At 53.3% G+C, this 26,074-nt stretch carries 21 protein-coding genes; 4 read left to right on the top strand and 17 right to left on the bottom strand.

Features of this window, described 5'->3' with window-relative positions:
- Positions 1-56: 56 nt before the first annotated feature.
- From AXA67_13655 to AXA67_13640, 4 genes are all read left to right on the top strand, one after another.
- Positions 57-3,218 (top strand): hypothetical protein, encoded by a 3,162-nt coding sequence (locus AXA67_13655; GenBank protein ID KXJ40077.1) that lies wholly within the window; start codon positions 57-59, stop codon positions 3,216-3,218.
- Positions 3,215-6,658, top strand: coding sequence for a hypothetical protein (locus AXA67_13650; protein ID KXJ40076.1), 3,444 nt, complete (start codon positions 3,215-3,217; stop codon positions 6,656-6,658). The genes AXA67_13655 and AXA67_13650 overlap by 4 nt, the downstream gene beginning before the upstream one ends.
- The gene (locus tag AXA67_13645; protein KXJ40075.1) at positions 6,646-8,265 is read left to right on the top strand and encodes a hypothetical protein; all 1,620 of its coding nucleotides are present in this window, start codon (positions 6,646-6,648) and stop codon (positions 8,263-8,265) included. The genes AXA67_13650 and AXA67_13645 overlap by 13 nt, the downstream gene beginning before the upstream one ends.
- 194 nt (positions 8,266-8,459) lie before the next feature.
- Positions 8,460-9,347 (top strand): hypothetical protein, encoded by an 888-nt coding sequence (locus AXA67_13640; GenBank protein ID KXJ40074.1) that lies wholly within the window; start codon positions 8,460-8,462, stop codon positions 9,345-9,347.
- Here the strand turns inward: AXA67_13640 and AXA67_13635 are convergent.
- The 17 genes from AXA67_13635 to AXA67_13555 all read right to left on the bottom strand — a co-directional run bounded on the left by AXA67_13635 (position 9,315) and on the right by AXA67_13555 (position 25,928).
- A complete protein-coding gene (locus AXA67_13635) occupies positions 9,315-9,782 on the bottom strand; it encodes a hypothetical protein (GenBank protein ID KXJ40073.1) in 468 nt (155 codons plus the stop codon). The two genes, AXA67_13640 and AXA67_13635, sit on opposite strands and share 33 nt — an antisense overlap.
- Positions 9,783-12,161: a DNA-binding protein gene (locus AXA67_13630; protein KXJ40072.1), complete on the bottom strand. Its 2,379-nt coding sequence runs from the start codon at positions 12,159-12,161 to the stop codon at positions 9,783-9,785.
- Between the two features lie 23 nt (positions 12,162-12,184).
- A complete protein-coding gene (locus AXA67_13625) occupies positions 12,185-12,592 on the bottom strand; it encodes a hypothetical protein (GenBank protein ID KXJ40071.1) in 408 nt (135 codons plus the stop codon).
- 15 nt (positions 12,593-12,607) lie between these two features.
- Entirely contained in the window at positions 12,608-13,612 is a 1,005-nt protein-coding gene (locus AXA67_13620; GenBank protein ID KXJ40070.1) for an alpha/beta hydrolase, read from the bottom strand.
- Positions 13,609-14,061, bottom strand: a complete 453-nt coding sequence (locus tag AXA67_13615; GenBank protein ID KXJ40069.1) for a hypothetical protein — start codon at positions 14,059-14,061, stop codon at positions 13,609-13,611. Before AXA67_13615 ends, AXA67_13620 begins: the two co-directional genes overlap by 4 nt.
- Before the next feature lie 472 nt (positions 14,062-14,533).
- Positions 14,534-16,528 carry a hypothetical protein gene (locus AXA67_13610; GenBank protein KXJ40068.1) on the bottom strand — a complete coding sequence of 665 codons (1,995 nt, stop codon included), beginning with the start codon at positions 16,526-16,528 and terminating at the stop codon, positions 14,534-14,536.
- Positions 16,529-16,760: 232 nt separating this feature from the next.
- Positions 16,761-18,104, bottom strand: coding sequence for a nicotinate phosphoribosyltransferase (locus AXA67_13605; GenBank protein KXJ40067.1), 1,344 nt, complete (start codon positions 18,102-18,104; stop codon positions 16,761-16,763).
- Positions 18,101-18,682 (bottom strand): hypothetical protein, encoded by a 582-nt coding sequence (locus AXA67_13600; protein ID KXJ40066.1) that lies wholly within the window; start codon positions 18,680-18,682, stop codon positions 18,101-18,103. The genes AXA67_13605 and AXA67_13600 overlap by 4 nt, the downstream gene beginning before the upstream one ends.
- Positions 18,679-19,878: a hypothetical protein gene (locus tag AXA67_13595; GenBank protein ID KXJ40065.1), complete on the bottom strand. Its 1,200-nt coding sequence runs from the start codon at positions 19,876-19,878 to the stop codon at positions 18,679-18,681. The genes AXA67_13600 and AXA67_13595 overlap by 4 nt, the downstream gene beginning before the upstream one ends.
- 3 nt (positions 19,879-19,881) lie before the next feature.
- A complete protein-coding gene (locus AXA67_13590) occupies positions 19,882-20,337 on the bottom strand; it encodes a hypothetical protein (protein KXJ40064.1) in 456 nt (151 codons plus the stop codon).
- Complete coding sequence (locus AXA67_13585; protein ID KXJ40063.1) at positions 20,334-20,864, bottom strand: thiol:disulfide interchange protein; 531 nt, start codon at positions 20,862-20,864, stop codon at positions 20,334-20,336. The genes AXA67_13590 and AXA67_13585 overlap by 4 nt, the downstream gene beginning before the upstream one ends.
- Positions 20,864-22,840, bottom strand: a complete 1,977-nt coding sequence (locus AXA67_13580) for a cytochrome C biogenesis protein (GenBank protein ID KXJ40062.1) — start codon at positions 22,838-22,840, stop codon at positions 20,864-20,866. Before AXA67_13580 ends, AXA67_13585 begins: the two co-directional genes overlap by 1 nt.
- The gene (locus tag AXA67_13575) at positions 22,837-23,298 is read right to left on the bottom strand and encodes a cytochrome c biogenesis protein CcmE (GenBank protein KXJ40061.1); all 462 of its coding nucleotides are present in this window, start codon (positions 23,296-23,298) and stop codon (positions 22,837-22,839) included. The genes AXA67_13580 and AXA67_13575 overlap by 4 nt, the downstream gene beginning before the upstream one ends.
- Positions 23,295-23,465: a heme exporter protein CcmD gene (locus AXA67_13570; protein KXJ40060.1), complete on the bottom strand. Its 171-nt coding sequence runs from the start codon at positions 23,463-23,465 to the stop codon at positions 23,295-23,297. The genes AXA67_13575 and AXA67_13570 overlap by 4 nt, the downstream gene beginning before the upstream one ends.
- A gap of 178 nt (positions 23,466-23,643) precedes the next feature.
- Complete coding sequence (locus tag AXA67_13565; protein KXJ40059.1) at positions 23,644-24,417, bottom strand: heme ABC transporter permease; 774 nt, start codon at positions 24,415-24,417, stop codon at positions 23,644-23,646.
- 172 nt (positions 24,418-24,589) lie between these two features.
- Positions 24,590-25,270 (bottom strand): heme transporter, encoded by a 681-nt coding sequence (locus AXA67_13560; GenBank protein ID KXJ40058.1) that lies wholly within the window; start codon positions 25,268-25,270, stop codon positions 24,590-24,592.
- A 4-nt stretch (positions 25,271-25,274) separates the two neighbouring features.
- Positions 25,275-25,928: a hypothetical protein gene (locus tag AXA67_13555; protein KXJ40195.1), complete on the bottom strand. Its 654-nt coding sequence runs from the start codon at positions 25,926-25,928 to the stop codon at positions 25,275-25,277.
- Positions 25,929-26,074 lie beyond the last annotated feature (146 nt).

Below are 26,074 nucleotides of genomic sequence, written 5' to 3'. Positions count from 1 at the left end.
CCATGCTGGGCGCCTGCCCGAATCGATGCCTAAATAGAAATTTTGCCCATTGAGCCATGCTCATTACCCACGAAAGCAACCGGCTGGAGGATCTGGCGCTGGCATATGCCAAGCTTCACTGTCAGCCGCTGACGGATGTATTCGCGCCGGAGATAGTAGTGGTGCAAAATTATGGCATGGCCCGCTGGTTGTCGCTGCAGCTTGCCAGGGAATTGAACGTGGCTGCCCATTTGGAGTTTTTGTTCCCGGCGGAATTCATGTGGGGGCTGCTGCGCCGGGTATTGGCGGGGTTGCCGGAAACCGCGCCTTTTCAACCGGGCGTGTTGGTGTGGCGGATTCTGGCCTTGTTGGAAAAGGAAGGGGAAAAGTTTCCGGAACTGGCGGGTTATTTGGCTGGCGCCGATGGTGTTCGCCGGTTTGGGTTGGCCGGGCAGCTGGAGCGGATCTACGATCATTATCTGTTCTACCGGCCCGACTGGATTTCCGCTTGGGAGCAGGGCAAGAAAAGCCACTGGCAGGCCAAGCTGTGGCGCTTGTTGAAAAGCCAGTCCGAGGCGGCTCACTGGATTGAACTGCAAACGGCGTTTTTTGAGCGCTTGCAGACCCTTTCTCTAGAGCAGCGTCAATCATTGCCCCAACGAGTAAGTTTTTTTGGACTGGCGGAATTGTCACCCGGTTATCTCCGTTTGATCAAAGCGGTATCCGAGTATCTGGACGTTCATTTTTTTCTCCTCAACCCCTGCCGCCAATATTGGGGGGATATTGTCTCTGAGCGAACCCAATTGGCAGCGCCCGATCCGGTAGCGCCTTTTTTGGAAGTGGGTAATCCGCTTTTAGCATCCTGGGGCAGGCAAGGACGGGATTTTTTTGATTTGCTGGAAGGGCTGGGAAAAGATCAAACCCACGAATCCTTTCAAGCACCGGGCACAGCGACGTTGCTCCACTGCCTGCAATCCGATATTCTGGATTTGATCGACCGTACTGTCATGCCCACCACGGTGGCCGTTGCCAAGTCCCTCTCCATTCATAGCTGCCATACCCCCATGCGGGAATTGGAAGTCCTGCACGATCAACTCCTGGATTTGTTCCAATCCGATCCCAGTCTGCAGCCTGGCGATATTGTGGTGATGACGCCGAATCTGGATCAATATGCTCCGTATATCGAAGCGGTATTCGCCACCCACGAGCCCAAAATCCCCTACGCCCTGGCCGACCGCGCCCTGCTGACCAGCGAGCCGGTGGCGGAAATTCTGGCGGCGGTGCTGGAATTGCCCACCAGCCGCTTCGAGGTGAATCGATTACTGGCGTTGCTGGACTACGAGCCAGTCCGGGAGCAAGCGGGATTAAGTGAAGAAAATGTCGCGCGGATTGCCCACTGGTGCCAGGAAACCCGGATTCGCTGGGGCGTGGATGAAGCCATGCGCCGGCGGCTGGACTTGCCCGCCACCCCAGAAAATACCTGGTGGCTGGGCCTGCGGCGGTTATTGCTGGGAGCGGTATTTGATAGCGACAAGCCCTTTGGCGATGACTACCCCTACCCGGAAGTAGAGGGGAGTCTGGCGGTGGCGCTGGGGCGTTTTGTGGCTTGGGCGGAGAATTTGTTTGCCCTGCACCCATGGCGCGACGAGCAGTTGACGCTGGGCGACTGGATAATGTGCCTGGAGGTCGTGCTGGATCAGCTAATCGGCGAACAAGAGCAGATGCAGGAAGGCCGCCAGCGGTTGCGCAATCATCTCCACGCCCTGCTACAGCAATGTGATCAGGCAGGCTATGCTGACCCCATCGATTTCCCGTTATTCCAAAAGCTGATTTTGGACGTTTTGAACCGTCAGCCGGAGCAGGCCAATTATTTAACCGGCAAAGTGACTTTTTGTGCTTTGACGCCCATGCGCAGCGTGCCTTTTAGGGTAGTTTATCTCATTGGCATGAATGACAAGGCGTTTCCCCGTCCGGAATCCCGTTACAGTTTTGACCTCAGCGCCGGCGAATACCGCCGTGGCGACCGCTCCCAGCGCATCGAAGACCGTTATCTATTTCTCGAATCGTTGCTGGCGGCGCGGGATTATTTTTATCTCAGCTACGTTGGACAGAGTGTGCGCGACAACACCCGGTTGCCGCCTTCGGTGCTGGTGAGCGAATTGCTGGATTATATCGAGCGGGGATACGGCATTGCCCGCGAGCAATTGGTGGTGGAACATCCCTTGCAAGGCTTCAGCCGCCGTTATTTAAGTGATGACAGTTTATTCACTTACCGGGAGTTTGCCCTGAACACTACCGAAAACGCCGAGCGCCCGTTTTTGTCCTGCCCTCTGCCTCTGCCTGACCCGCCAAAACAGTTAACCATCGACGATATGATTGCTTTTTGGCGCCATCCGGTGCGCTGGTTTTGCCAAAAGCAATTAGGTATCAATTTAAGACCGACGCCCACGGTTCTTCCTGAACGCGAGGTGTTCGGCCTGGAAAAATCCGATGCGCGCAGGCTCCGGAAAATCATCCTCGCCGATCTGGAAGCCGGGCATTCCGTGGAAATCATGGAAAAACGCCTGCGCGCCTACGGCATGCTCCCTTATGGCAAGCCTGGCAGCCATTTACTGGCCCGGGAAACCGAGCTGGTGAACCAGCTGCACGCGGCGGCTTTTGGCGAAAGCGGGGAAGATGAACCCCTTGCCCTGGAAGCCGGGCTTCCGTCAGGGTTATTGGTGATGGGCAGTTTGGAAAGTGCCGGCGGGAAGGAACGGGTCATACTGCTGTTGAGCGAACCGTACGACAATGAATGGGTCCGGTTCTGGATCGAACATCTGTTAATGTGCGCCCATTCCCCCAAGACCACCAGGCTTGTCTATCCTGACAAGCAATTGACGCTGAAGCAGGAAATATTGACCCCGGTTTCACAGCCCGTTGATGACCTGGAAATTCTCTATCAGGGGTTTCGGGAAGGCCACACACACCCGCTCCATTGGTTTCTGAGAAGCGGATTCAGCTTTGCCAAAACCTTTTCCCGCGGGAAAAGAAAGGGGGATGAATCAGGGCAGCACGAAAAAGCCTTTAACTACGCTCTGCAAACCTGGCGCGGCAATGACAGATCTCCCGGAGAAAAGCTGGAACCCTATCACCGGCTGGTGTTCAAGGAGAGCGATAGCGTCCTCGATGAAAAATTCGTCTATTGGAGTCAATCTGCGTGGGCCACGGTGTGGCGGCACCGGGAGGTAATGGAATGAAGCCGTTGGATATCACTACCATTGAACTTCAAGGCCGCCATCTGATTGAAGCCAGCGCCGGCACCGGCAAAACCTGGACCTTGACTGGCCTGTATCTCCGGTTGCTGCTGGAAACCGAGGTTCAGGTGGAAGACATTCTGGTGGTGACATTTACCGAGGCAGCGACGGAAGAGCTGCGCGGCAAATTGTGGGAACGCTTGGTGGATGGGCTGTTGGCGTTTTGTGGCCACAGCAGCGAGGACGAATTTTTGCAATCATTGGTTGCCCGCTACCAGTCTGACGAGGCCCAAAGAAAGCTGCTACGCGCCATCCGCAGTTTTGATAACGCGCCGGTCTACACCATTCATGGCTTTTGCCGCAGGCTATTGAACGAAACCGCGCTGGAGTCGGGCATTGCTTTTGACAACGAACTCCTCAAGGATGACAGCGAATTGCGGCTGGAGGCAGTTTATGACTTCTTCCGCCGGCATTTGGAAGACGGTTGGCCGTGGCTGAATGAATCGACGCCGGAAACTCTTTCCGATCAACTGCGCCACTGGCTGGGAAAGCCGGATTTGCCGCTTTTGGGTTGCCAGCCCCCAATTGACGAGCAAACCGCCTTGCAGGCTGTTCAACAAGCCCATGAAGCCGCCGCGGCGATTTGGCGCCGTTGCGAACCGGAAATCCGCCAACTGCTGGCAACCCATCCCGCTCTGAACCGCCGTTCCTATTCCAAAAGCAATTTACCCCGCTGGCTGGCTATTGTGGGAGAGAACCTGGTCAATGGTGATCCGGTGTTGGTGCCTGAATGTCTCCAAAGATTCACTCCCGCTGAACTGCAAGCCAAGTGCAAGGGAGAGCCGCCCCGCCATGAATGGTTCGAATGCCTGAGTCGCTGGCAAGAAACTCATGACCTGTGGCTTAAGGCCCGCGAATGGGCCCAGGCCACGTGGCGCTGCCGGGCGCTCAGGGAAGTACGGCGGAATATGGAAGACAGCAAATATCAATTGGGGGTATTGACCTTTGACGACCTGTTGCTGCGTCTTGATCAGGCATTGCAGGGAAAACATGGAGAAAGTCTGGCGCAATGGGCCAGGGACCGTTATCCGGTGGCGTTGATTGATGAATTCCAGGATACCGATCCCACCCAATACCGGATTTTTCAAGCGATCTATGGCGGCCACGGGCAATCGCTGTTTTTTGTCGGCGATCCCAAACAGGCCATCTACAGTTTCCGTGGCGCTGATTTGTATGCTTATCTGCAGGCTAGGCGGGAAACCCCGGATGTTCAAACCCTGGCGGTCAACTGGCGGTCATCCCGGCCGTTGGTATCGGCCCTCAACCAGCTTTTTACCCGTCATCCCCTCCCTTTCCGCCTGGAAGCGGTATCTTATATCGAAGTGGAAGCTGCGCAAGCAGGCGATCCTCCGCCGCTGGATTATCCGCCCCTGCGGATTTGGGCCCTGGGGACAGATGAGTCTAGGAATAAAGCGAACAAATTTTGGAATAAAGAAGAGGCCAGAGAAAAAATTGCAGCGGCAGTGGCTGATGACATTGCCAGTTTGCTGGGAAGTGGCGAACTCAAGGGCAGCGATATTGCCATTTTGGTAAGAAAAAACGCCCAAGCCGGACAAATGCGCCAAGCCTTGGCGGCAAGGGGCATCGCCTCGGTGCTGAAAACCGATGACAGCGTGTTCGCCACGCCCCAGGCCGATGACCTGTTGCGGGTGCTGGAAGCGGTGGCCTGGCTCCACGACGAGGAACGGCTGCGGGCGGCGCTGGTGACGGATTTGATTGGCCTGACGGGAGACGATTTACTGCAACTGGAGGAACAGCCGGACGGCTGGGAAGGATGGGTCGAATGTTTCCAGCATTGGCAGCAACTCTGGCGCAAGCAGGGGGTAATGGCCATGTTTCAGGCCATTTTGGCGCGCCAACACGTGCATGGCCGGTTTCTCAACCGCCTCGACGGCGAGCGTTGCCTGACCAACTGGCTGCATCTGGCGGAATTACTGCACCGTCAGCATTTGCAGCAAAACTGGGGTATGGAGGGTTTGATCCGCTGGTTTCAGCGCCTGATCCGGGAGGAAATCCGCCTTCCCGATGATGCCGAATTGCGTCTGGAAAGCGACGCGCAACTGGTGCAAATTGTCACCATCCATCGCAGCAAGGGATTGGAATACGAAATAGTCTATTGCCCTTTTCTCTGGGATGGCGGTGATGATAAGAGGATCAAACCGCCTTTTTTGTTTCACGATCCTGGGCAAGGCTGTCAAGCTCACCTTGAACTGGGGTCCCCGGATTGGCGGCAGCACAAAAAACTGGCATGGGAAGAACAACAGGCGGAAGAGCTGCGCCTGGCCTATGTCGCCCTGACCCGGGCCAGGCGCCATTGCACTTTGGTCACCGGCTGGCTCAAAAGCGTCAATCAGTCTTCCATTGGCTGGTTGTTGCATGGCGAAAAGTTGACCCAGGAAGGCTTTGCCTGGCGGCAGATGGCGGAGGACTTGCAGGCTCTGGAAAATGCCTGTGAGGGAAATCTCCGCAGCATCCCATTGCCGGAACCCAAAATCAGAGGGGCGGCATCTTCAACCGCGCCTGAAAAAACAGGGAAGGCGAGGCGCTTCTCCGGTAAGATTCCCCAACCCTGGCAAGTCACCAGCTATAGCGGCCTGGTGTCCGGCCAGGCGCATGAACAGCCGGATTACGATCAACTGGTCCCCAGGGAACCGGAGGACGAAGACAGGATTTTTCCCATCGGTCCAAAAGCCGGCGTCTGCCTGCACGCAATTTTGGAACATCTGGATTTTACGCAACCTGTTGCGGAGCAGTGGGACATGGTGATAAGTCCGGCATTATCCCGCAGCGGCTTTCATGAGATTGCTCCGGAGATTTTGTGTCCCTGGCTGCAAGGTGTTTTAGCAACGCCGTTGGAAGAAGGTGACTTTTTTTGCCTGCAACAACTGCCCAATGGCGACCGGATAAACGAAATGGCGTTTTATTTGCCCATGGGAGAAATCCAGGCGGACCGTTTGCGAGCCCTGTTGAGCGATCATTTACCGTCCCCTACTCTGCGCCGGGCCGCTGCCCGTTTGAATGCGTCCACCGTCCAGGGTTATTTAAAAGGCTTTATGGATTTGATTTTCCGCAGGGGAGGGAGGTACTGGGTGGTGGACTACAAGTCCAATTATCTGGCTGCTAGCCCCGCTGGATACACGGAAGAAGCCATGACCGAAGCGGTGGCCCAGGCCCATTATTACTTGCAGTATCTGCTTTATACCGTGGCCCTGCACCGGTTTTTGAAGCTGCGGCTTAAAGATTACGATTACGACGAGCATTTTGGTGGCGTCTATTACCTTTTCCTCCGGGGCATGACGTCCCAGACCGGTCCCCAATGCGGGATTTACCGCGACCGGCCGTCCCGGGCAATGATTGAGGCGCTGGAACAATGGCTGACTTAGCAAGTCAGGAGGAGTTCGAGCCTTTGGACCGCCAATTGGCGGACTTGCTCGCCGGCGGCGAACCGGAAGACGTTCGCCGGCAAGTCCTGCAATTGAGCGCCGCGGTTCGGGAAGGGCATGTCTGCTTGCCGTTGTCTTCCCCGATGCTGGAATCAATGCGTCAATGTCCGGCGGTGGGAGGGCCGGGCGAGGACAAGCCCCTGATTCTGGATACTGCGGGCCGGCTGTATTTTCACCGTTACTGGCACTATGAATCCCGCCTGGCGCATCGATTACAGGAACAGGCGGAAAGCAAGATCGAGGTTCCGCCCCCGGATTTGCTGCAACGGACATTATCGTCTCTGTTTCCAGGTGCCCCAGCCCAGCGCCGCGCGGCGCAAACCGCCGCCAACCGGGCGCTGTGCCTGATCAGCGGAGGACCTGGCACCGGCAAAACCACCACCGTTGCCGGACTGCTGGCGGCATTGCTGACATGGCGGCAAGATTTGCAAATTGAACTGGCCGCGCCCACGGGCAAGGCGGCGGCCCGTATGCAGCAGGCATTGGCCCAAGCCGGCAGTCGCCTGCCCATCTCCCGCCAAGTACGGGAATTGATGCCTGCCAGCGCCCAGACGTTGCATCGGCTGTTGGGATACCGTGCCAACTCGGTCAACTTCCGCCATCACCGGGACAATCCTTTAGCCGCTGATGTCGTCGTGGTGGACGAAGCTTCCATGATTGATCTGGCATTGATGACCAAATTGCTGGAAGCGGTGTCTCCGGAAACCCGCCTGATATTACTTGGGGATAAAGATCAGCTGGCGTCGGTGGAGGCGGGGGCGGTACTGGGGGAAATCTGCGCTGCCGGAGAAAGCGTATTGACCGAAAATATTGTCTTTCTGGATCGCAGCTATCGTTTCGACGCGGCGGCAGGTCTTGGAAAGATGGCCCAAGCAATCAATGCCGGACAAACCGAAGAAGTGCTGGCACTGCTGCGCGATCCATCCACACCCGATATTACTTTGTATGAGACAGGCAGCCTCCGGGATTTGGCACTCCCCGAATTACAGCGGCAACTGCAACCGTGGCGGCAATGTTGCGATCCCGCCGAGGGGTTAGCCGCTTTCGAGCGGTTTCAAGTGCTTTGCGTCCATCGCCAGGGCCGGTTTGGCCTGACCGGCCTGAACCGGAGCCTGGAACGGGGTTTGATCAATTCAACCAGAATTCCCGACTGGTATCCCGGCCGGCCGGTGATGATTCTGGAAAACCATTACCGGGCCGGTCTTTACAACGGCGACATTGGCATAGCCGGCATGGGGCGCCGGGGCCTTCGGGTTTTTTTTCCACAAGACAGCGCCATAGGCCATTTCCTCCCGGCTCGCTTGCCCGCCCACCAAACCGCCTATGCCATGACCGTCCATAAAGCCCAGGGCTCGGAATTTGACGAAATTGTCCTGATTCTGCCACCGCCGGATTCCCCGCTGTTGACCCGAGAACTCCTCTACACCGCGGTCACCCGGGCCCGGCATCGAGTCACGGTACTGGGATCGGCCCAGGCATTGGCGAAAGCCGTTTCCTGTCCCACCAAACGGTTTTCCGGGCTACGGGATCAATTGAGAAAGTCCTAATGTGGTCTAATTCCCCCTGACACTCAGTTCAGAGATAATTCTTCTCAAACGATTGTCCAGGGCCCTGAAGCACACTTGTGGTAGCCGCAGGATAGCCAAGGCACTGCTATATCCTAAAAAATAGGGCAAAACTTTCCCGTCCAATTGTGATATAAAAACGCATATTTTTGTGCTTGTCACCAAGGGGAGAGTTAATGTCCGACGATCTTGAAATAGAATACAAAGCGTCGCCTGTCAGGAAAGGCATATGGGCTATTCTTTTTGCCGGTGTACTGGGAGTGGCGGGCTATTCTCTTTGGAAGGCTTATCGGCTGGAAAAGGCCAGTCATTTGGATAAGATTGTCACTCGTTCCCAAGCTCCCGAGATTCCTGCAGGGAAGGCTAAACCGCGGAGTAAACCGGTACCTGAAACCCAACCCTCCAAGCCAACAGAAAAAAATGTGGAACAACCTGTCGAAAGCCAGGCGCTTGTGCCGCCGGAAAGTCTGGCAGACAGTGATCAATGGTTGCGGGAGCAGTTACCGGCTGTTAATCCACACCCGGAATTTGTGCATTGGATTAATACTGAGTCTGACCTGATTCGAAAGACGGTGTTATTAGTGAATGAAGTGGCGCACGGGAAAGTACCGCGCAAGCAATTTATGTTTTGGGCGCCTAAAACTCCGTTTCCAGTCAAGGAAAAAGCTAAAGGCCAATATGTGATGGACCCGGCGGGATATCATCGGTATGACCGATTAGCGGAAGCGGTGAATGCGATTGACGAGGAAGGCCTGGTAAAACTGTATCGGCTGATCAAACCCCTGGTGGACGAGGCGTTTGCCGAATTTACCAAGCCTGGTCAGGCGTTTGAAACTACATTGATTCAGGGCATCGAACATTTGCTGAAAACCCCCCATATTCAAGGGAAGGTGATTTTACTCAAGCCTTCGGTAATGTATAAATTCGCCGACCCGTCCCTGGAGAACTTGAGCCGCGCGCAAAAACAACTACTGCGCATGGGGCCGGTGAATTCAGCCATGATCAAACACAAACTGGGTTTGATCCGGGGATTATTGCTTGGCCAGCCAGAGGCGGGCGCGTAAGCCCCATTCGGTGGTATAGCCTACGGCGGCATAGCGGATATTGCCCTTCTTATCCAGAATAAACGCGGTAGGCACGCCCCGGATGCCAAAGCGTTGTCCAATCTTCCCATCCGGGTCGGTTATGGTGACTCGGTTGGCTTTTGCAAGAGTCTTTGCCGTTCCTGATTGAGTGGCGATTGAGATAACCGGGTAATCCTTGGCAATATCCGCAATGGTGCTTTCCATCGCGCTGCAGATTTTGCACCAGGTCGCCCAAAAATAAACCACCGCCGGCTGCCCCTTGAATTGGCGAAGATCAAAGCTTTGTCCATTTAAGGTGGTGCCTTGTAAAGCAGGCGCCGGTCCGGAAACGAGATTGCGGTTCATAAACCACTGACCAGCAATCACTAGGGCGAGCAGGCCGGCGTAAAAAGGCCACTTCCAACGCTTCTTCATTTAAATTTTACCAATTGCTTCTTCTATGGCTTGATCCACATTTTCCAGCCAGACAAAGCGCAGCTTTTCTTTAGCCTCCGGCGGGATATCTTCCCATTCTTTCTTGTTGCGGGCGGGAAGCATGACGGTTTTGATGCCGGCTTGCAGCGCCGCTAATACTTTTTCCTTGATGCCGCCTACCGGCAAGACCAAACCTCGCAGGCTGATTTCCCCGGTCATGGCCACATCCGGCCGGACCGGTTTGTCCGTGAAGAGTGAAACCAAGGCCACGAAGATTGCCACACCGGCACTGGGTCCATCCTTGGGAGTGGCGCCGGCGGGGACGTGAACGTGGACATCGGATTCAGAAAACACTTTTGGATCGATACCCAGGGTTTCACTTCTGGCCTTGACCAATGTCAATGCAGCCTGGGCGCTTTCCTTCATCACATCCCCCAGGTGGCCGGTAAGGATCAGCTTGCCGTTACCTGGCGTCTTGGTGGCCTCGATAAACAGAATATCGCCGCCTACCGGAGTCCAAGCCAAGCCCGTGGCTACGCCCGGAATGCTGGTACGCATGGCTACTTCGCTTTCATAGCGCGGCGGCCCAAGAATTTTTGCGATGTCATCGGCGTCAATCCGCACTTTTTCCTTGCCTTTTTCAGCAATCTCAATGGCCGCATGCCGGAATACCGCGCCGATTTCCCGCTCAAGATTCCTCACTCCCGCTTCCCGGGTATAGTGACGGATAATGGTAAGCAGTGCGTCATCGGTGATCTCGCATTGCTCCGGAGTCAATCCGCAGGCTTCCAATTGCCGTTTGACCAGGTAGCGGCGGGCGATCTGGAGTTTGTCGGTTTCCGTGTAGCCTGGGATTTCGATGATTTCCATCCGGTCGAGCAATGGCCTTGGGATGGTATCGAGCACGTTGGCAGTGCAGATGAACATGACTTTGCTCAAATCAAAGGGCACGCCCAAATAGTTATCCCGGAAGTTAGCGTTTTGCTCGGGATCCAGCACTTCCAGCAAAGCGGCGGCGGGATCGCCGTGGAAAGCGCCGGCGCCCAGTTTGTCTATTTCGTCCAGCATCATCACGCAATTGCGGCTACCCGCCTTGCGAATGGCCTGAATGATATTTCCCGGCATGGCGCCGATATAGGTGCGGCGGTGGCCGCGGATTTCCGCTTCGTCATGGACGCCCCCCAAGGCGACACGGACAAATTTTCTCCCTGTCGCCTTGGCAATGCTTTGGCCGAGAGAGGTTTTACCTACCCCCGGAGGACCGACGAAACAGAGAATCGGGCTTTTGCCTTGGGGATTGAGTTTGCGTACCGCCAGGTATTCGAGAATCCTCCGCTTGACCTTCTCCAGATCGTGGTGATCTTCGTCGAGAATGCGGCGGGCTTCGCTGATTTCCAGCTTTTCCTCGGTGTCCTTGGACCAGGGCAGTTCTGTCAGCCATTCCAAATAGGTGCGGAGCATGCCATATTCCGCCTGAGATTCGTGCATCCGTTCCAGCCGCTTTAGCTCCTTGAGAGCGTGCTCCTTGACTTCCTCAGGCATGCCGGCTTTTTCGATGGCTTCGCGCAGTTCGTTGATTTCTTCCGCCTGCTCTTCGCCTTCTCCCAGCTCTTGTTGGATGGTTTTAAGTTGTTCGCGCAGCAGGTATTCGCGCTGCCGTTCATCCATGGATTTTTTGGTGCGCTCGCTGATTTCCTGAGACAAACGCAATACTTCAAGGCGGCGGCTGACGTGATCCAGGAGCTTATCCAGCCGCTCCGCAACATCGGTGGTTTCCAACAGGGCTTGTTTTTTCTCTGGCTCAATGTCGATAAACGCCGCCACCATATCCGCCAGCATGCCCGGGGTATTGATCTGCTGGACCGCATTGACCAATTCGGAAGGCGCTTGGGGCATCAATTCCAACAACTCTCCCACTTGCTCTTTCAATTGCAGCATGCGAGCTTCGATTTCAGCGCTGATGGCTTCTTCTTCGCTAATAGGCTCAATTTCCGCCACCAGAAAAGGATACCCTTCCAGATACTCCTTGACTCGGAATCGTTGTTCCCCTTGGCAAACTATATGATGGGTGCCATCCGGCGCGGTCACGTAGCGCAATATATTGGCTGTAGTGCCTACCGTGTAGAGGTCACTGGGCATGGGTTTATCAATGCCCGCATCCTTTTGCAGCAGCAGGCCGACCGGCTGTTCCGCTTTAAGTGCGTGTTGGGCCGCGGCAATGGAGCGGTCGCGCCCGATGCTCAAAGGGATAATGACGCCTGGGAACAGAACGACATTGCGGACCGGAATAATGGGTAAGGCACTTTCCGGAAGTTGGATGATGGTTTCTTTTTCTGCGGTTTCGGTGATATCAGTGGTATTGTTTTGTGCTTCAGTCATGGCAATTCTTTCCCTGTCTGAGGTTAGGCGCGTTTGCGAAAGCTTATGCGCAGGCAACCTTGTTGGTATTCAGAATGAAGTAATTCATAACGTCCCGGGGGTAAATGAATTCGGCGTTCAAACCGGCCGAAAGGTATTTCCAGCCGATGGATTTGGGTAGTGGATGGCATCACCGGGGGTAGGCGCTCGCCGGCAATTCTGACCATTCCCCCTTCGATCACCACTTCCACCTGTTCGGCACGGATACCTGGCAGTACCGCCGTGATGTGCAGCTCATTCAAAGTTTCCACCATATCAACAGGCGGTTCCCAGGCGGGCAGCCGGGCGCGGGAGCGCTGGATCTGGAAAAAAAGGCGATTGAATCGTTCCGCCTTTTCCAGCATTTCTATCGCTTGAAGCCACATCCAGTCGAGCGGGTCGCGTTGTCGCATTATGTCCCTCTTGTATTACTCTGTTATTTCTTTCATGGTCATGATTTTGGAGGAATTCAATTCCGGTAAATGATTATCAGCGCCAGATGGTAAAGGTCCGTGAGGTTGCCTGATCCAGGCCAGAATATCCCGCCAGTAACGCTCGCCCTGAAGGTCCCGCAGCAGCATGTGATAGCCTTCGTCATACCAGGCGGTTTTAAGGATGTTCGGTTTGGCCTGGCGGATGAACGCTAAAGTTGGTTCTTTTGGCACTATTTCGTCCTTTTCGCCGTAAAGCAGCAGGGTCGGGGTATTCAATTTCGGGGCGGATGCCAGGGCGCTGTCCATTAAGTTGGTCAATCCAGCGATAGCGTCAATCCGGGTGGCCTTAATCACCAACGGGTCTTGCGACAACGCTCTTAGCATCTCTATATTGTCGGAAGGCGTGATTTCAAGGCCTTTTCTGGTCAGTTTCATCCACGGCGCCACATGGCTTCCCAGCCACAATAAACTGCGCTGATACCAGGGCATGGTCCAACGGGCCCAGACCGCAGGTGCGGCCAAAATCAACCCGTCCACGTTGGGAAGTCCGTTGACGGCGGCAACCGCGGTGACCGCGCCGCCCATGCTTTCACCCAGTACATAAAGCGGCGTGTCCGGATGACGCTGTCTTAACAGGTCAACAAAAGTCGCCAGGTCGTTGGCGTAGGTTTTTGTTCCCGCCCATCTGCCCCGCCCGGGAGAAGCGCCGAATCCCCTTTGATCGTAAGAGTAAACAGCAATGCCTGCCTTGTTGAAATAATGGGCGGGTTGTTCGATAAACCGGCCGTAATCGTTGAAACCATGTAAGGCGACAATAACAGCTTCTGCTTGTTTCCCAGGTTGCCATTGATGCAAAGGCAAAGGCCATCCGTCGCTGGTGATAAAAGTCTCCGGTGTCAAGGCAGGTCCCTTCAAAGAGGTGGAGAAACTAGGGGGACGGGTGGCGCAAGCAGTTAGTAATAGTAAAACGAATAGATTTAGAAATCCGACAATTCTCATAGGCGCTCTATCAATTGTTGAACTGGCTCCCATTGGTTTTCCGGCACCTCAAGGGTGACTGTCACTTGTGTTCCAAATTGCGCCTCACCCATTAAAACCCCTAAAGACTCCAGCCGTTTGGGTAATGTTTGATATTGCGAGTAATCGATAGTCATGGTCATGGTTCTGTAAACGATATGGGGATGCATTTGCGCGATTTCAAGCACCTGCTTGGCTGCCTGTCCATAGGCCCTGGCCAGCCCTCCAGCGCCCAGTTTGATGCCGCCAAAATAGCGGATCACCGCCAGGCAGCAGTTAATCAGATCCTTGCCTTGCAGGTGAGCAAGAATTGGACGGCCAGCAGTTCCTGAAGGTTCACCGGCATCGGAAAACCGTTCCCGCAATCCCTGATCGGTCAACAATCGCCAGGCAAAGGTTACGTGGCTGGCTTGGGGGTGCTGGGTATGCATTTCTGATAGAAAGTGCTGGATTGTTTCCAGGTTATTACACGGCGCCAGCACTGCGATAAAACGCGAGCGTTTGATGTGGTATTCGGATTGATAAGTCTGGTTGACGATAGAGTACGACAAAGCGAGGGATTGAGTAGTTAAATCGCTAGTATACTACTCAAACCCTCAGCAGAGCTTGACGAAAGTCCAGGCAACAACGCATCCTCATTCATTCACGGTTTTCCAAAAGCCACGGGGGATGCTCACCATGTCCTTGAGGATACCATCCAGTCCGCCATAGACGTTTAAAGTACTGATTTGGCTAGCTAATCTTTTCCAGTACTTCCAATTATTTCAAACCCAGAAAAGGGGGATGCCTTCCATGAGTTTGGGGACAGCGATTGGATCATGACACAATAAATAAAGCTTTCAGATGCCTATTATTCCTGAACAGAATTTTTCCAGTGCAACAAAGATCGGCTTAATTTAGGAGTCATATGCTGAATTGGCTAATATCTTTACGGATATCTGATGACAATACCGCCAGGTTTTCACTGCTTGAATAAATTTGGCTGGATCCCTCAAGGGTCCGGGTGGTGACTTGGTAAATATTTTCCATGCTTTGTTTAATTTCATTCGCGGCTTTAGATTGTTGTTCGGTGGCGCTGGCTATTTGCAAAATCATTTCATCAATGTGAGAAATTGAATCGACGACTCCCCCAAGAAATTCACTTTCTTTTTTGGTGTTTTCCACCGTGGTCATGGAAATCTTTTTACCTTTCTCCATGACTTGGACTGCTTTTAAGGTACCTTCCTGAATGCGCTGAATCATTCCATGGATTTCTTGAGTGGCTTCTTGCGTCCGACTGGCTAATGTTCTAACCTCTTCAGCAACGACTGCAAATCCCCTTCCTTGTTCTCCTGCTCTTGCGGCCTCAATGGCGGCATTCAAAGCAAGGAGATTGGTTTGTTCCGCAATACTGCCAATTACATCGAGAACCGTACCGATTTTTTCTCCATCTGCCGCCAGGTTTCCAATGACTGTGGCGGCAGTTCCTATTTCATTGCTTAAGGTCAGAACGGTATTCGCCGTTTCCGCTGAGATTTTGGTTCCCTCAAAAACATTTTGACTGACTTTTTTTGTGGAATCGGCTGTTCTAAGGGTGTTTTGAGCAATCTCTTCTACAGTGAGCGCTAAATCGTCGATGGCATTGACAACTTTTTGTATTTCATCCCTTTGCAATTCAACGCCTTTGCTGGAATCGTTACAAGTTTTTGACATCTGTAACGCAGATTGGCTCATTTCCTCGATCATTCCTTCCATATGCTGGATGATGTCTGAAAATTGTTCGGCCATATGATTGAAAGCATTTGCCAGTTCAGCAAACTCATCTTTATTCTCCAAAAAGATTCTGGTTTTTAAATTACCTTTGGTTAATTGTCTCGCCCCGTTATTGAGTTTGAAAATAGCGGTAATGAAGGATTGATGAAATCCTGCGAAAAAATAGAGGGCCAATGCCGTCAAGGAAATGGATACGGCAATCAATCCATACATTTTTACTTTAAGACGGCCAATTCTTTCGGTCAGCATTTGATCGAGTTGGGGGATTAATGAGTTAAGGAGGGTTATATTTGAATTGATGACTTTAGTGCCGCGGTGAAATACCTCGGTTGCATCAGCTTCGATAAAATCGCGGTTAAGAATTTGAGCATGCAAGTAAGCCAAATAATTTTTTGCGGCAGAAATAATATTGGCAAATTGGTTAGAGATTTTGTCTGTAGCCTGGGTATGGGCCTGATCTAATATTTTTTTGGCTCTTTCCATTTGCTGAATGCTTTTTTCCACGGTTGTCAACAGGACCGATAATTGGATCTGTTTCTCTCGGCTGATTTGCTGCCTTGCCGCCATGCCAGAAGCCATGCCTCTGGCTTGTCCCAGATATTCAGCTGCTTGGGGCAGAAACTTGGTTATCGATGCGCTGATATAGTGGGTGTCCAGATGGGTGTCTAAAGTCAGATTAGAGCGGTCGCTGATATCATTGATTAAAAAGAAGAGGTCACTAACCAAGGCAGAATGCCGCTTAAAAATTGCTTCGCTGTTAACGCCAGCATCGGCATCTTGGGCCAATTGATTCCAAGTAGACTTAATTTTTTGCCAGGAGCCACTGACGCCAAAAAGTTTTCCCAAACGCTGATTGACGGTATCCACAGCTTGGAAATCCTGGGTGATCTCATTTCTTTTTTGCAAGATTTTTTCTTTCAATGAAGACTTACCTAAAAGGTAGGCGTTGGTCATGCCCCGATGTTCTGGAAAGTGTTGCACCAATTTGGTTAAAGGAATGATATATGCCAGGCCTAGCCGTTCTTTCTCGGTAAAGCGGATTTCCCGGATTTCCGCTATCACCAGAAAAATCAAAGTTATCAACAGAGGGATCATGAATACGACAGAAATTAACAGCATTTTGCTGGAACATTTCAGCCGGTTCATTAGAGAAGTAGCAGGTGTAGTAATCATATTCTCACTCTAGCTATAATTTACGCGGTTTGTATCGCCAGTCGGCTTCAAAAAAATTGGTAAGTAAACAGGAAAATCATTAAACCCTATTGATAAAAGGGTAGTAGAAAAATCAGCGGCAGGAACGAGAAAGTAAAGGGTTAAATGAGAAAAGAATCAATGGTGTTTGAGCGAGGCGTCTTTCTTTGATTCGATTGAATGAGAGTCACCTGAGGCCGATTTTTTTGTCAATTTCCTGAGTTAAACGGATCAAGCAAGGGGAGATTTCAACCGGGTATTGAGTGGTTTGATCAAGCGTTTGAAGCCCGGAAGGCAAGGCCTCAAGATTATAAGCTGTCCTTTCACGAATAGCGCCGAGCGATTCTGGTGTTTGCAGGCGTTTTCCGTTCTTCATCACTGGCTGCAATAGCGCCTCCCCTTCTTGCGGGTCATTCATTAGCGTAATGATGTCCTTTTCTATTTTCCCAGAGGCGTCATATCGGCGGTAGACTTGCTTGCGGCCGGGCCAGGTTTGTTTACCCTTCGAGACTTTGCGTCTGGCGATGCTGGCGTATTCTTGCAGTTTGTAGGCGCAATTGAGGTAGGGGACATCGTTGGAAGTGGTGAGTTTGGTGCCGATGCCAAAGCCGCCGATGGGAATATTATCGTGGGTAAAACGCTTTAAGGCGTATTCATCCAAATCGCCGCTGGCAAAAATGCCAATTTGATCGAGACCGGCGTGATCTAGCTTTTGCCTCACTTGTTTTGCTAGGGCGGCCAGATCACCGCTATCAATCCGCACGGCCTTGATGGTGATATTTTCCCGCTTCAATTCTTCGGCCAGGGCGATGACTTTGTCCACGGCTTTTAACGTGTCGTACGTATCAATCAGTAGTACCACGTTATTGGGCTGGGCGTGGGCGAAAGCGCGGAAAGCTTCTAATTCATCATCGTGGGCCATGATATAGGAATGGGCCATGGTACCAAAGATGGGGATGCTGAATTCCATGCCCGCCAGGACGTTGGAAGTACCGGTAAATCCTGCCAGATAGGCAGCCCGTGCCGCCAGCAGCCCGGCTTCGCTGCCGTGGGCCCGGCGCAGGCCAAAGTCCACCAGCAATTTGCCGGGGGCGGCGAGAACGCAGCGGGCAGCCTTGGAAGCAATCAAGGTTTGAAATTGCAGCAGGTTGATCAGACGGGTTTCCACCAGTTGCGCTTGGGGCAGGGGAGCGGTGACCCGGAGAATGGGTTCGTCTGGAAAAAAGACGGTACCTTCCGGCATAGCGTCCACATCGCCGGTGAAAGTCAGTTGGGCCAGCCAGTCGATAAATTCAGAGTCAAAAAAGCCGGTTCCTTGCAGAAAATTGCATTCTTCTTCCGTGAAACGGAGGTTCTCCAAATAGTCCAGAGCCTGTTCCAGGCCGGCGGCGATCAAGAAATTACGATTGGGCGGGAATTTGCGCACGAACAGTTCGAACACGGCGTTATCATTCATCCCCTCCCGCCAATAGCCTTGCAACATGGTGAGCTGGTAAAGGTCGGTAAGGAGGACGCTTTGAAGGTCGGTCATTCGTCCAGATCTTCAAGGGTAATGAAACGGGCACCCAGGCGGCGCATTTCATCCAGGGCCTTGGCTTCATCTTCCGGGTGTACGTTGACGGCGCGGATGGCATCGGTCAAAAGGAAGACTTCGAAGCCGTTGACAATTGCATCGCGAACGGTGTTGAGCACGCAGTAATCGGTGGCCAGTCCGCCGATGAATAAGCGCTGTATGCCCAGGCGCTGCAGCTTTTCCGCCAGTTCCGTCCCTTGAAATCCGGAGTAGGCTTCCCGGTCTTTTTCCGTGGCCTTGGAAATGATTTCTACATCTTCAGGCAATTTCAATTCTGGCGCGAATCGGGCTCCGTCGCTTCCGGCAACGCAATGGGGCGGCCAAGGACCACCTTGGGGTTGAAAGGAACAGTGATCGGGCGGATGCCAATCGCGGGTGGCAAAAACGGGCCTGCCTTCGGCAGTAAAGTGGTCGATATAGCGGTTGAGAACCGGAATGACCTCATTCCCTTTGGGAACCGCCAGGGCACCGCCAGGGAGGAAATCTTTCTGCACATCCACAATCAATAACGCATCTTGAGGCGTCAGCTTGATCATTGGCGCACTTGATTAATGATGATAGTAATAGGTTCATTGTGCGGGATGGCAATTGGTTTTGTCCAGCCTTCCAGATCGCCCGGCGCGCCTTTGGCGTCGCCGGTTTTGGCGATGCGCGCTCCAAGGATGACTTGATCGAATTTGGATAGTTTCATCTGCGGCATCATGGCCATGGAGTCATCCAGGGTCACAGTGACAGGCAGGTCCTTGACTTGCTTGCGGACAATCGCCAATGGCATGGGCGGGCCTTCGGCGGCGCGGGCGAAGATAAACAAACTGTCCGTCGGTTTTGCTTTGTTAGCCAGCTCTGGGGACAGGGAAACTTTTACAGTAATTTGGGTTCCTGAGGGGGCTTGAGCGGCTTGTTTGGGCACCGGCAATCCGGCCCGATCCATCATGCTGATGAGCTGCTTGGCGGCGGGACTTTGGGGCGGCATTTGCTGAAGCAGGGTGTCCCAATATTGCTTGGCGGTTGGTTTATCCCCTTTTTGAATCGCGGCCATGCCCGCCAGCCACAGGGCGTATGGGTAATCCTTGTGGGTTTCTAGCACTTGCTGGATGAGCTTTTCCGGTTTGCCAAGAAAACTGCCTTGTTGGGTTTGGGCCAGGGCTTCGGCGTAACGGAGTTTGAGTTCGGGATGATCGGGGTTGAGTTTCAAAGCTTTCGAGTAGGCCTGCACCGCTTTTTGCGGGTGTCCCAGAGCCTGATAGGTACGGGCTAGCAGTACCCAGCCTTCCAAATCCTTGGGATTTTCGGCAAGTCTTTGATTTAAGCGTTCCACTGCCGCTTCGAGCGAAGGGGGCGCATTCCGGGGTTGGGACTGAACGCCCGCAAGCAAGTCGGGCCGGCCCAATTGCATGTAGAGGGCAAAGGCAATGATAGGCAAGCTTACCAGCGTAGCGATAACCAGCGAGAGGCCCTTGTAGGGTGAGGCTGTATTTTCTGAAGGGTTGCTTTGGGGCAGTTGGTCGAGCAGTTCCCGATCCAACTCCACGGTCAGCCGTTCGAATTCAGCCGGGTCGATTTTGCCTTCCGCCAGTTCTTGTTCCAGTTCCTGGCGGCGCTGTTTGTGAACGGCGATATTCGCTTCGGTTTGCGTTTGCGAGGAAAATTTGACTGGCTTTCGTAAGTGCCACCAAAACAGACCATAGGCCAGCAGCACGGTGGCTGCCGCCAGTAACCAGAAAGTTGTCATGGATTACTCGTCCTTGTGTAATAGTTGGTTTAAACGCTGCTTTTCTTTCTCGGATAACGTTTCGGCGATTTGAGGGCGGCGGCGCCTGACCAGCCGCCAAAAGGTGAAACCGCCGATGGCAAGGGCCGCAAAGGGTCCAAACCAAAGCAGCGCCGTGGTTTTTTTGACCGGGGGGCGGTAAAGTACAAAATCCCCGTACCGGTTCACCAGAAAATCGACGATTTCCTTGTCTTGCTTGCCTTGAATGAGCATGTTATAGACTTCATCGCGCAGATCTTCCGCCAAATCGGCATTGGAATCGGCCAGGGATTGGTTTTGGCAAACCAGGCAGCGCAGTTCTTCAATCAGATGTTGGTAGCGCTGTTCCAGTTCCGGGCTGGGAAAGTTGCGGATTTCAATCCCCGCATTGGCGGCGGCTGAATTTAGCAATACCAACAGTAGAAAAAAAGTAATTCTCATGATTTCTTTTTCAAGTAACGGATCAACGGCACCAGTTTTTGCTCCCAATCTTGCAGGGTGATGGGGCCGATATGTTTGTAGCGGATAATGCCTTTTTGGTCGATGACGAAAGTTTCGGGTACCCCGTAAACTCCCCAGTCAATCGCCACTTTGCCATCGGCGTCGAAAGCATTGATTTGGTAGGGATTGCCTAGATTGGTCAGCCAGCCGTGGGCGGCTTCCCGGGCATCTTTATAATTGAGTCCGACGATGGAAACTTCGCCCTGGCGCGACAATTCCAGCAGAAAAGGGTGTTCCTGGCGGCAGGCCACGCACCAGGAGGCCCAGACATTCAGTAAGGTCACCTTGCCCTTGAAAATATCTGAACTGACGGTTTGGTTGGGGTTTTTCAGGCTGGGCAGTTGAAATTGGGGCGCGGGCTTGCCGATTAAAGGGGAGGGAACCTCCCTTGGATTCAAGGTTAAACCCACGGCCAGCAAGATCACCAATCCTACAAACAATCCTAAAGGTAACAGATACTTCAGCATCAGCCTTTCACCATTAATTCCGGTTCCGCCAGGGTATCCGTTTGCGGGACGGATTTGGTAACCCGGTAGCGCCGGTCAGCCGCCGCCAGCAATCCCCCGGTCATCATCAGCAGTCCGCCCAGCCAGATCCAGCGAATCGCGGGCTTGACATAAAGACGCACACTCCAGGCGCCATTTTCCATGGCCTCGCCCAGGGCCACATAGATATCCCGTGACAGGGCGGGATCGATGGCGGCTTCGGTCATGATGTTACGTTGCACAGGGTAAAAGCGTTTTTGAGGTTTAAGGGTGGCGATTCTTTCATCCCCAGAGTAGATCTCAAAGGTGCCTTCATCGGCGGTATAGTTGGGTCCTTCTTTTTCCCTGACGCCATTAAATACAAAGCGGTAGTTGCCCAGTTGGGCGGTATCTCCAGGGGCCAGGCGGACGATTTTTTCCAAGCTATAGTGATTGGAAATAGCCACGCCCACCAAAAAGACCGCCAGGCCAAAATGGGCCAGGGTCATGCCATAGAAGCTGGTGGGCTGTTTCAATCCCCGCCAGCCGCCGCGCAAACGGATTCTTTGCATCAGAGGAAAAAGAGAAGTGGTGGCCAGCCAGATGGCGCAGGCCAAAGCAGCCAGGCTTTGGATTTGTTTAGGATCAAACCAGATGGCGGTGACAATGATAGCGCCAATCAAACTGACCGGAATAAACCAACGTAACTGTTGCCATAGTTTTTTGAAGTCCCCTTGGCGCCAGGCCACCAGTGGCCCGATCCCCGCCAAAATGAACAGCGGCGCGGTAACCGGCGTAAAGACGCTGCTGAAGTAAGGGGGGCCGACGGAGATTTTACCCAGCTTAAGGGCATCCAGCACCAGCGGGTACAAAGTGCCCAGCAGGACGCTGGCAGCGGCAATAACCAGCAGAATATTGTTGAGCAGAAGCAAAGATTCCTTGGAAAACAGGGAAAAACGGGCATGGTCTTTGACCGCCGGCGCCCGCAGGGCATAAAGCAGTAGAGAGCCGCCAATCACCAATCCCAGGAATATCAGAATAAACAGGCCTCTTTCCGGATCGTTGGCGAAGGCGTGAACCGAAACCAGGACGCCGGACCGCACCAGAAACATGCCCAGCAAGCTCAGAGAAAAGGCGAAAATGGCCAGCAATACCGTCCACACCTTGAAGGCCCCGCGTTTTTCCGTTACCGCCAGGGAATGGATTAGCGCGGTTGCCATCAGCCACGGCATGAAAGAAGCGTTTTCCACCGGATCCCAGAACCACCAGCCGCCCCAGCCCAGTTCATAATAAGCCCACCAGGAGCCGAGGGTGATGCCCAAAGTAAGGAAAGACCAGGCAACCAGCGTCCACGGGCGTGACCAACGGGCCCAGGCGGCATCCAGAGAGCCGGAGAGCAGGGCGGCGATGGCAAAGCTAAAGGGGACTGCCATGCCCACATAGCCCATATACAACATGGGCGGGTGAACCGCCAGGCCAAAATCCTGGAGCAGGGGGTTCAAGTCTCGGCCGTCTGGCGGCATGGGGATCAAGCGCTCGAAGGGATTGGAAGTTAACAGGATAAACAGCAAAATGCCGATGCTTATCAGGCCCATGATCCCGAGAATTCGGGCCACGAAAGGTTCCGCAAGCCCGCGGTTGAAAATACTCACGGCCGCGGTCCAAAGCCCCAGGATCAGGGCCCACAACAATACCGAGCCCTCGTGAGCGCCCCACACGGCAGCGATGCGGTAGACCAGCGGCAGGGCGGAGTTGGAATGCTCGGCCACATAGCGCACGGAAAAATCGTTGCTGATAAAACTCTGGGTAAGACAATAGAAAGAAACCGCCAGAAACAAAAACTGAGCCCGCGCCGCGGGGCGGGCCACCGCCATCCAGACGGGGACTTTCAAAGCCGCTCCGGCCAGGGGAAATACCGCCTGTAATACCGCCATCAACAGGGCTATTACCAGGGCCAGTTGCCCGAATTCCGCAATCATCGGGCAGCTCCCTTGAATTCATCCACGGGCGGCATGGCGCCAGTTTTTTTCAGGGCATCGGCGACTTCCGGCGGCATGTAGTTTTCATCGTGCTTGGCCAATACCTGGCTGGCTTTGAACAGACCGTCTGGTTGGAGTTGGCCGATGGCGATGATGCCTTGACCTTCCCGGAAAAGGTCAGGAAGAATGCCGTCATAAAAGACGGTTACCTTGGCGTTGCCGTCGGTGAGGGTGAAGCGGACAGCCAGGCTGTCTGGCTGCCGCTTGACGCTGCCTTTTTCCACCAGCCCCCCCACGCGGAAGGCATAGCCGGTGGGCGCTTCCCCCGCTTGAATCTGGGATGGGGTGTAAAAATAGAGCAAGTTTTTTTGAAATGCCGCCAAGGCTAGAAATGTAGCCAGGCTAACCCCGGTGATAATGACGGCAACCCAAATCATTCGGCGTTGACGCGGTGTCATGGTAGATTCTCTTGTTGTTTGAGGCTACGTTGCAAGGTTTTGAAAACTTCCCGCTTGCGCAGCAAGGTTGAGACCAGATTCCAGATCAAGACAATGGCGGTAAGTCCATAGGCGCTCCAGACGTATGCGCCGTAACCGCCCATGTGGATGAATTCATTCCATGTCATAAGATTGCTTGCCTCTATATTTTACGAAGACTTGGTGTTGTATTCCCTTCCGTGGGACGCCGTGAACCCATCCATGGGGGCTTGATGGCGGCCATCCAGGCCGCCAACACCCACGGAAGGGAATACGGAACACCTCATTGAGTGATAAGGAAAATAAAGGTAACCAATTCCAAGCATACTAGACCGCCTCCCTGTTGTTGGAGAGTTTGGGTGTCCGCGAGTTCCCCAGCAATTCCCTCACCCAGCGGCTGCGCCGTTCTCGGTAAAGCAGTTCCACCCGGGCCCGCATCAGTAATAAGGTAAAGAAATACAATTGAAATGCCAGAGCCATCAATAACAAAGGCCAAAGCATGCTGGGGTGAATGGCGGGTTTGTCCATGCGGGTCACCGTGGGGCCTTGATGCAAGGTATTCCACCATTCCACCGAATAGTGGATGATGGGAATATTGACACTGCCCACAATGGCCAGGATCGCACCGGCCCGGGCGGCGGTGCGGGGATCTTCAATGGCGTTCTGGAGGGCGATATAGCCTAAATAGAGAAATAACAGGATTAATTCCGAGGTCAGGCGGGCGTCCCATACCCACCAGGTCCCCCACATGGGCTTGCCCCATATGGAACCTGTCACCAGCGCCAGGAAAGTAAACGAAGCGCCGATGGGGGCGGAGGTCATGGCCATGATATCGGCCATTTTCATGTTCCAGATCAAGCCAATGCCGCCGCAAACCGCCATGAAGACATAAATAAACAATGACATCCAGGCCGCGGGGACGTGGACGAACATGATCCGGTAACTGTCGCCTTGTTGATAATCGGGCGGCGCGACCCACAGTCCCAGATAGAGACCCACTGCCATTAACAGTAAAGTAATGCCTCCCAGCCAGGGAATCCAGGCGCCGGCAATGCGGTAAAAGTGCTTGGGAGAAGCTAATTTATGGAAAAATGACCACATAAAACTACCTTGTAAAAGTTTTCAAACATCCTGTCGTTAACTAGGGATTTCAGGAATGTAACATGCCCATTTGGGTGTATCCAGCTATTAGCCAAATTCCCGTTAACTCGTGGAAAAATGCTTTTATACATAACCAACTAAAAAAGTTGCAAGAAAAAGCAATGATACCAGATCAGCTCAAACTGATGCGCACCGCCGCGGCAATGGCAAGGGGCGACAAGGTCAAGGCCAAGACTAACAGGGCTGCCAGAAAATAAAGCTGGCCCGTGATAGGCATGCCCGCTGCCGCTGCGGATACCGCATTGGTGGCGAATATCAAGATGGGAATATAAAGCGGCATGACTAACAAGGTCAGCAACACGCCGCCCCGTTTGAGTCCCAGGGTCAAAGCGGTACCTACCGCGCCGATCAGACTCAACAGAGGGGTGCCCAAGGCTAATGTGTAGACGAGCGTCCAGGTGGCGGAAGCCGGCATGGAAAGCAGCAGCGCCAAGACCGGCGCCATCAAAATCATCGGCAGGCCGCTGACCAGCCAGTGGGCCAGAATTTTGGCGCCGAGCAACAGAGGCAAGGGTTGGGGGCTGAGCGTGATCTGTTCCAAGGTGCCGTCCTGGAAGTCACTGCGGAATAAATTCTCCATGGAAAACAAAGCCGACAACAATGCCGCGATCCATACCGCGCCAGGAGCAATGGTGCGGAGCAGGTCAGGTTCCGGACTGATGCCAAGGGGATAGAGGCTGACAATCATCAGAAAGAACAACAAGGGATTGGCCAACTCGCCACGGTGGCGGAAGGCCAGCAGCAGATCACGGCGCAAGATTGCCCAAAAGGCGGTCAAAGGATGGGATGCCATAGGTTTAAGACTGATATTCGTTTAAACAGAGTCGGCGCATGGGTCGGCTGGATTCAAGCAGATGATGGGCCGTCAAAATAATCATCCCACCGCGTTGAAGGTGATGATCCAGCAAATCTTGCAACCAGGCGCGGCCTTTCACATCCAGAGAAGTAAACGGTTCATCCAGAATCCACAAAATGGCCTTTTGGAGTAGCAAGCGGGCCAAGGCAATGCGTTGTCTTTGGCCGGCCGATAGCGTGCGAGCGGGTACATCTTCGTGGCCGTAAAGTCCCACATCGGCCAAAATTTGTGATAAATCGGCCTTTGAATGGGTTGGGTGAAGTTTGAGCACCAACGCTAGATTTTCCAAAGGGGTTAATTCTCCTTTGATTCCGGCGTGATGGCCGATATAGGCTATATTTTCCAAAAACCGGGTGCGGTTTTTTCTCACCGTATTTCCCTGCCAATAAATTTCCCCCGATGCTGGCGGGCTCAAACCACACAAAATTCTGAGCAAACTGGTTTTTCCGCTCCCATTTTCGCCCTCCACGTGCAGCATTTCGCCTGAATCAAGGGAAAAACTGAGGCGGGAAAACAGTAATCTATCGCTACGGATGCATTCCAGATTTTCGGCGCTGAACTGTCCTTTATTTTTTGACAACTTTGAGTTTTCCATCACTGGTTTGGTTCTATACTTGAGTGGGTAGTCACCGTGGTAGTTAAAATCCATTTTTTTTTTGTTTGTTACAATCGGGTTTATATTCTAAATGTTTATAAAAATGGGCCGGTTAATAACCAATTAATATTGTTTTGCGTCGATTT

The sequence above is a fragment of the Methylothermaceae bacteria B42 genome, assembly GCA_001566965.1.
Taxonomy (GTDB): domain Bacteria; phylum Pseudomonadota; class Gammaproteobacteria; order Methylococcales; family Methylothermaceae; genus Methylohalobius.
This window is presented reverse-complemented; position numbering and strand designations above follow the sequence as displayed.

Bases quoted from the DNA above. Each gene is read 5' to 3' on its own strand.
- AXA67_13580 (KXJ40062.1), bottom strand. From the start codon at position 22,840: ATGATTGCGGAATTCGGGCAACTGGCCCTGGTAATAGCCCTGTTGATG.
- AXA67_13555 (KXJ40195.1), bottom strand. From the start codon at position 25,928: ATGGAAAACTCAAAGTTGTCAAAAAATAAAGGACAGTTCAGCGCCGAA.
- AXA67_13605 (KXJ40067.1), bottom strand. From the start codon at position 18,104: ATGACCGACCTTCAAAGCGTCCTCCTTACCGACCTTTACCAGCTCACC.
- AXA67_13620 (KXJ40070.1), bottom strand. From the start codon at position 13,612: ATGAGAATTGTCGGATTTCTAAATCTATTCGTTTTACTATTACTAACT.
- AXA67_13565 (KXJ40059.1), bottom strand. From the start codon at position 24,417: ATGTGGTCATTTTTCCATAAATTAGCTTCTCCCAAGCACTTTTACCGC.
- AXA67_13610 (KXJ40068.1), bottom strand. From the start codon at position 16,528: ATGAACCGGCTGAAATGTTCCAGCAAAATGCTGTTAATTTCTGTCGTA.
- AXA67_13650 (KXJ40076.1), top strand. From the start codon at position 3,215: ATGAAGCCGTTGGATATCACTACCATTGAACTTCAAGGCCGCCATCTG.
- AXA67_13595 (KXJ40065.1), bottom strand. From the start codon at position 19,878: ATGACAACTTTCTGGTTACTGGCGGCAGCCACCGTGCTGCTGGCCTAT.
- AXA67_13640 (KXJ40074.1), top strand. From the start codon at position 8,460: ATGTCCGACGATCTTGAAATAGAATACAAAGCGTCGCCTGTCAGGAAA.
- AXA67_13635 (KXJ40073.1), bottom strand. From the start codon at position 9,782: ATGAAGAAGCGTTGGAAGTGGCCTTTTTACGCCGGCCTGCTCGCCCTA.
- AXA67_13655 (KXJ40077.1), top strand. From the start codon at position 57: ATGCTCATTACCCACGAAAGCAACCGGCTGGAGGATCTGGCGCTGGCA.
- AXA67_13645 (KXJ40075.1), top strand. From the start codon at position 6,646: ATGGCTGACTTAGCAAGTCAGGAGGAGTTCGAGCCTTTGGACCGCCAA.
- AXA67_13615 (KXJ40069.1), bottom strand. From the start codon at position 14,061: ATGCATACCCAGCACCCCCAAGCCAGCCACGTAACCTTTGCCTGGCGA.
- AXA67_13590 (KXJ40064.1), bottom strand. From the start codon at position 20,337: ATGAGAATTACTTTTTTTCTACTGTTGGTATTGCTAAATTCAGCCGCC.
- AXA67_13625 (KXJ40071.1), bottom strand. From the start codon at position 12,592: ATGCGACAACGCGACCCGCTCGACTGGATGTGGCTTCAAGCGATAGAA.
- AXA67_13560 (KXJ40058.1), bottom strand. From the start codon at position 25,270: ATGGCATCCCATCCTTTGACCGCCTTTTGGGCAATCTTGCGCCGTGAT.
- AXA67_13600 (KXJ40066.1), bottom strand. From the start codon at position 18,682: ATGATCAAGCTGACGCCTCAAGATGCGTTATTGATTGTGGATGTGCAG.
- AXA67_13570 (KXJ40060.1), bottom strand. From the start codon at position 23,465: ATGACATGGAATGAATTCATCCACATGGGCGGTTACGGCGCATACGTC.
- AXA67_13575 (KXJ40061.1), bottom strand. From the start codon at position 23,298: ATGACACCGCGTCAACGCCGAATGATTTGGGTTGCCGTCATTATCACC.
- AXA67_13585 (KXJ40063.1), bottom strand. From the start codon at position 20,864: ATGCTGAAGTATCTGTTACCTTTAGGATTGTTTGTAGGATTGGTGATC.
- AXA67_13630 (KXJ40072.1), bottom strand. From the start codon at position 12,161: ATGACTGAAGCACAAAACAATACCACTGATATCACCGAAACCGCAGAA.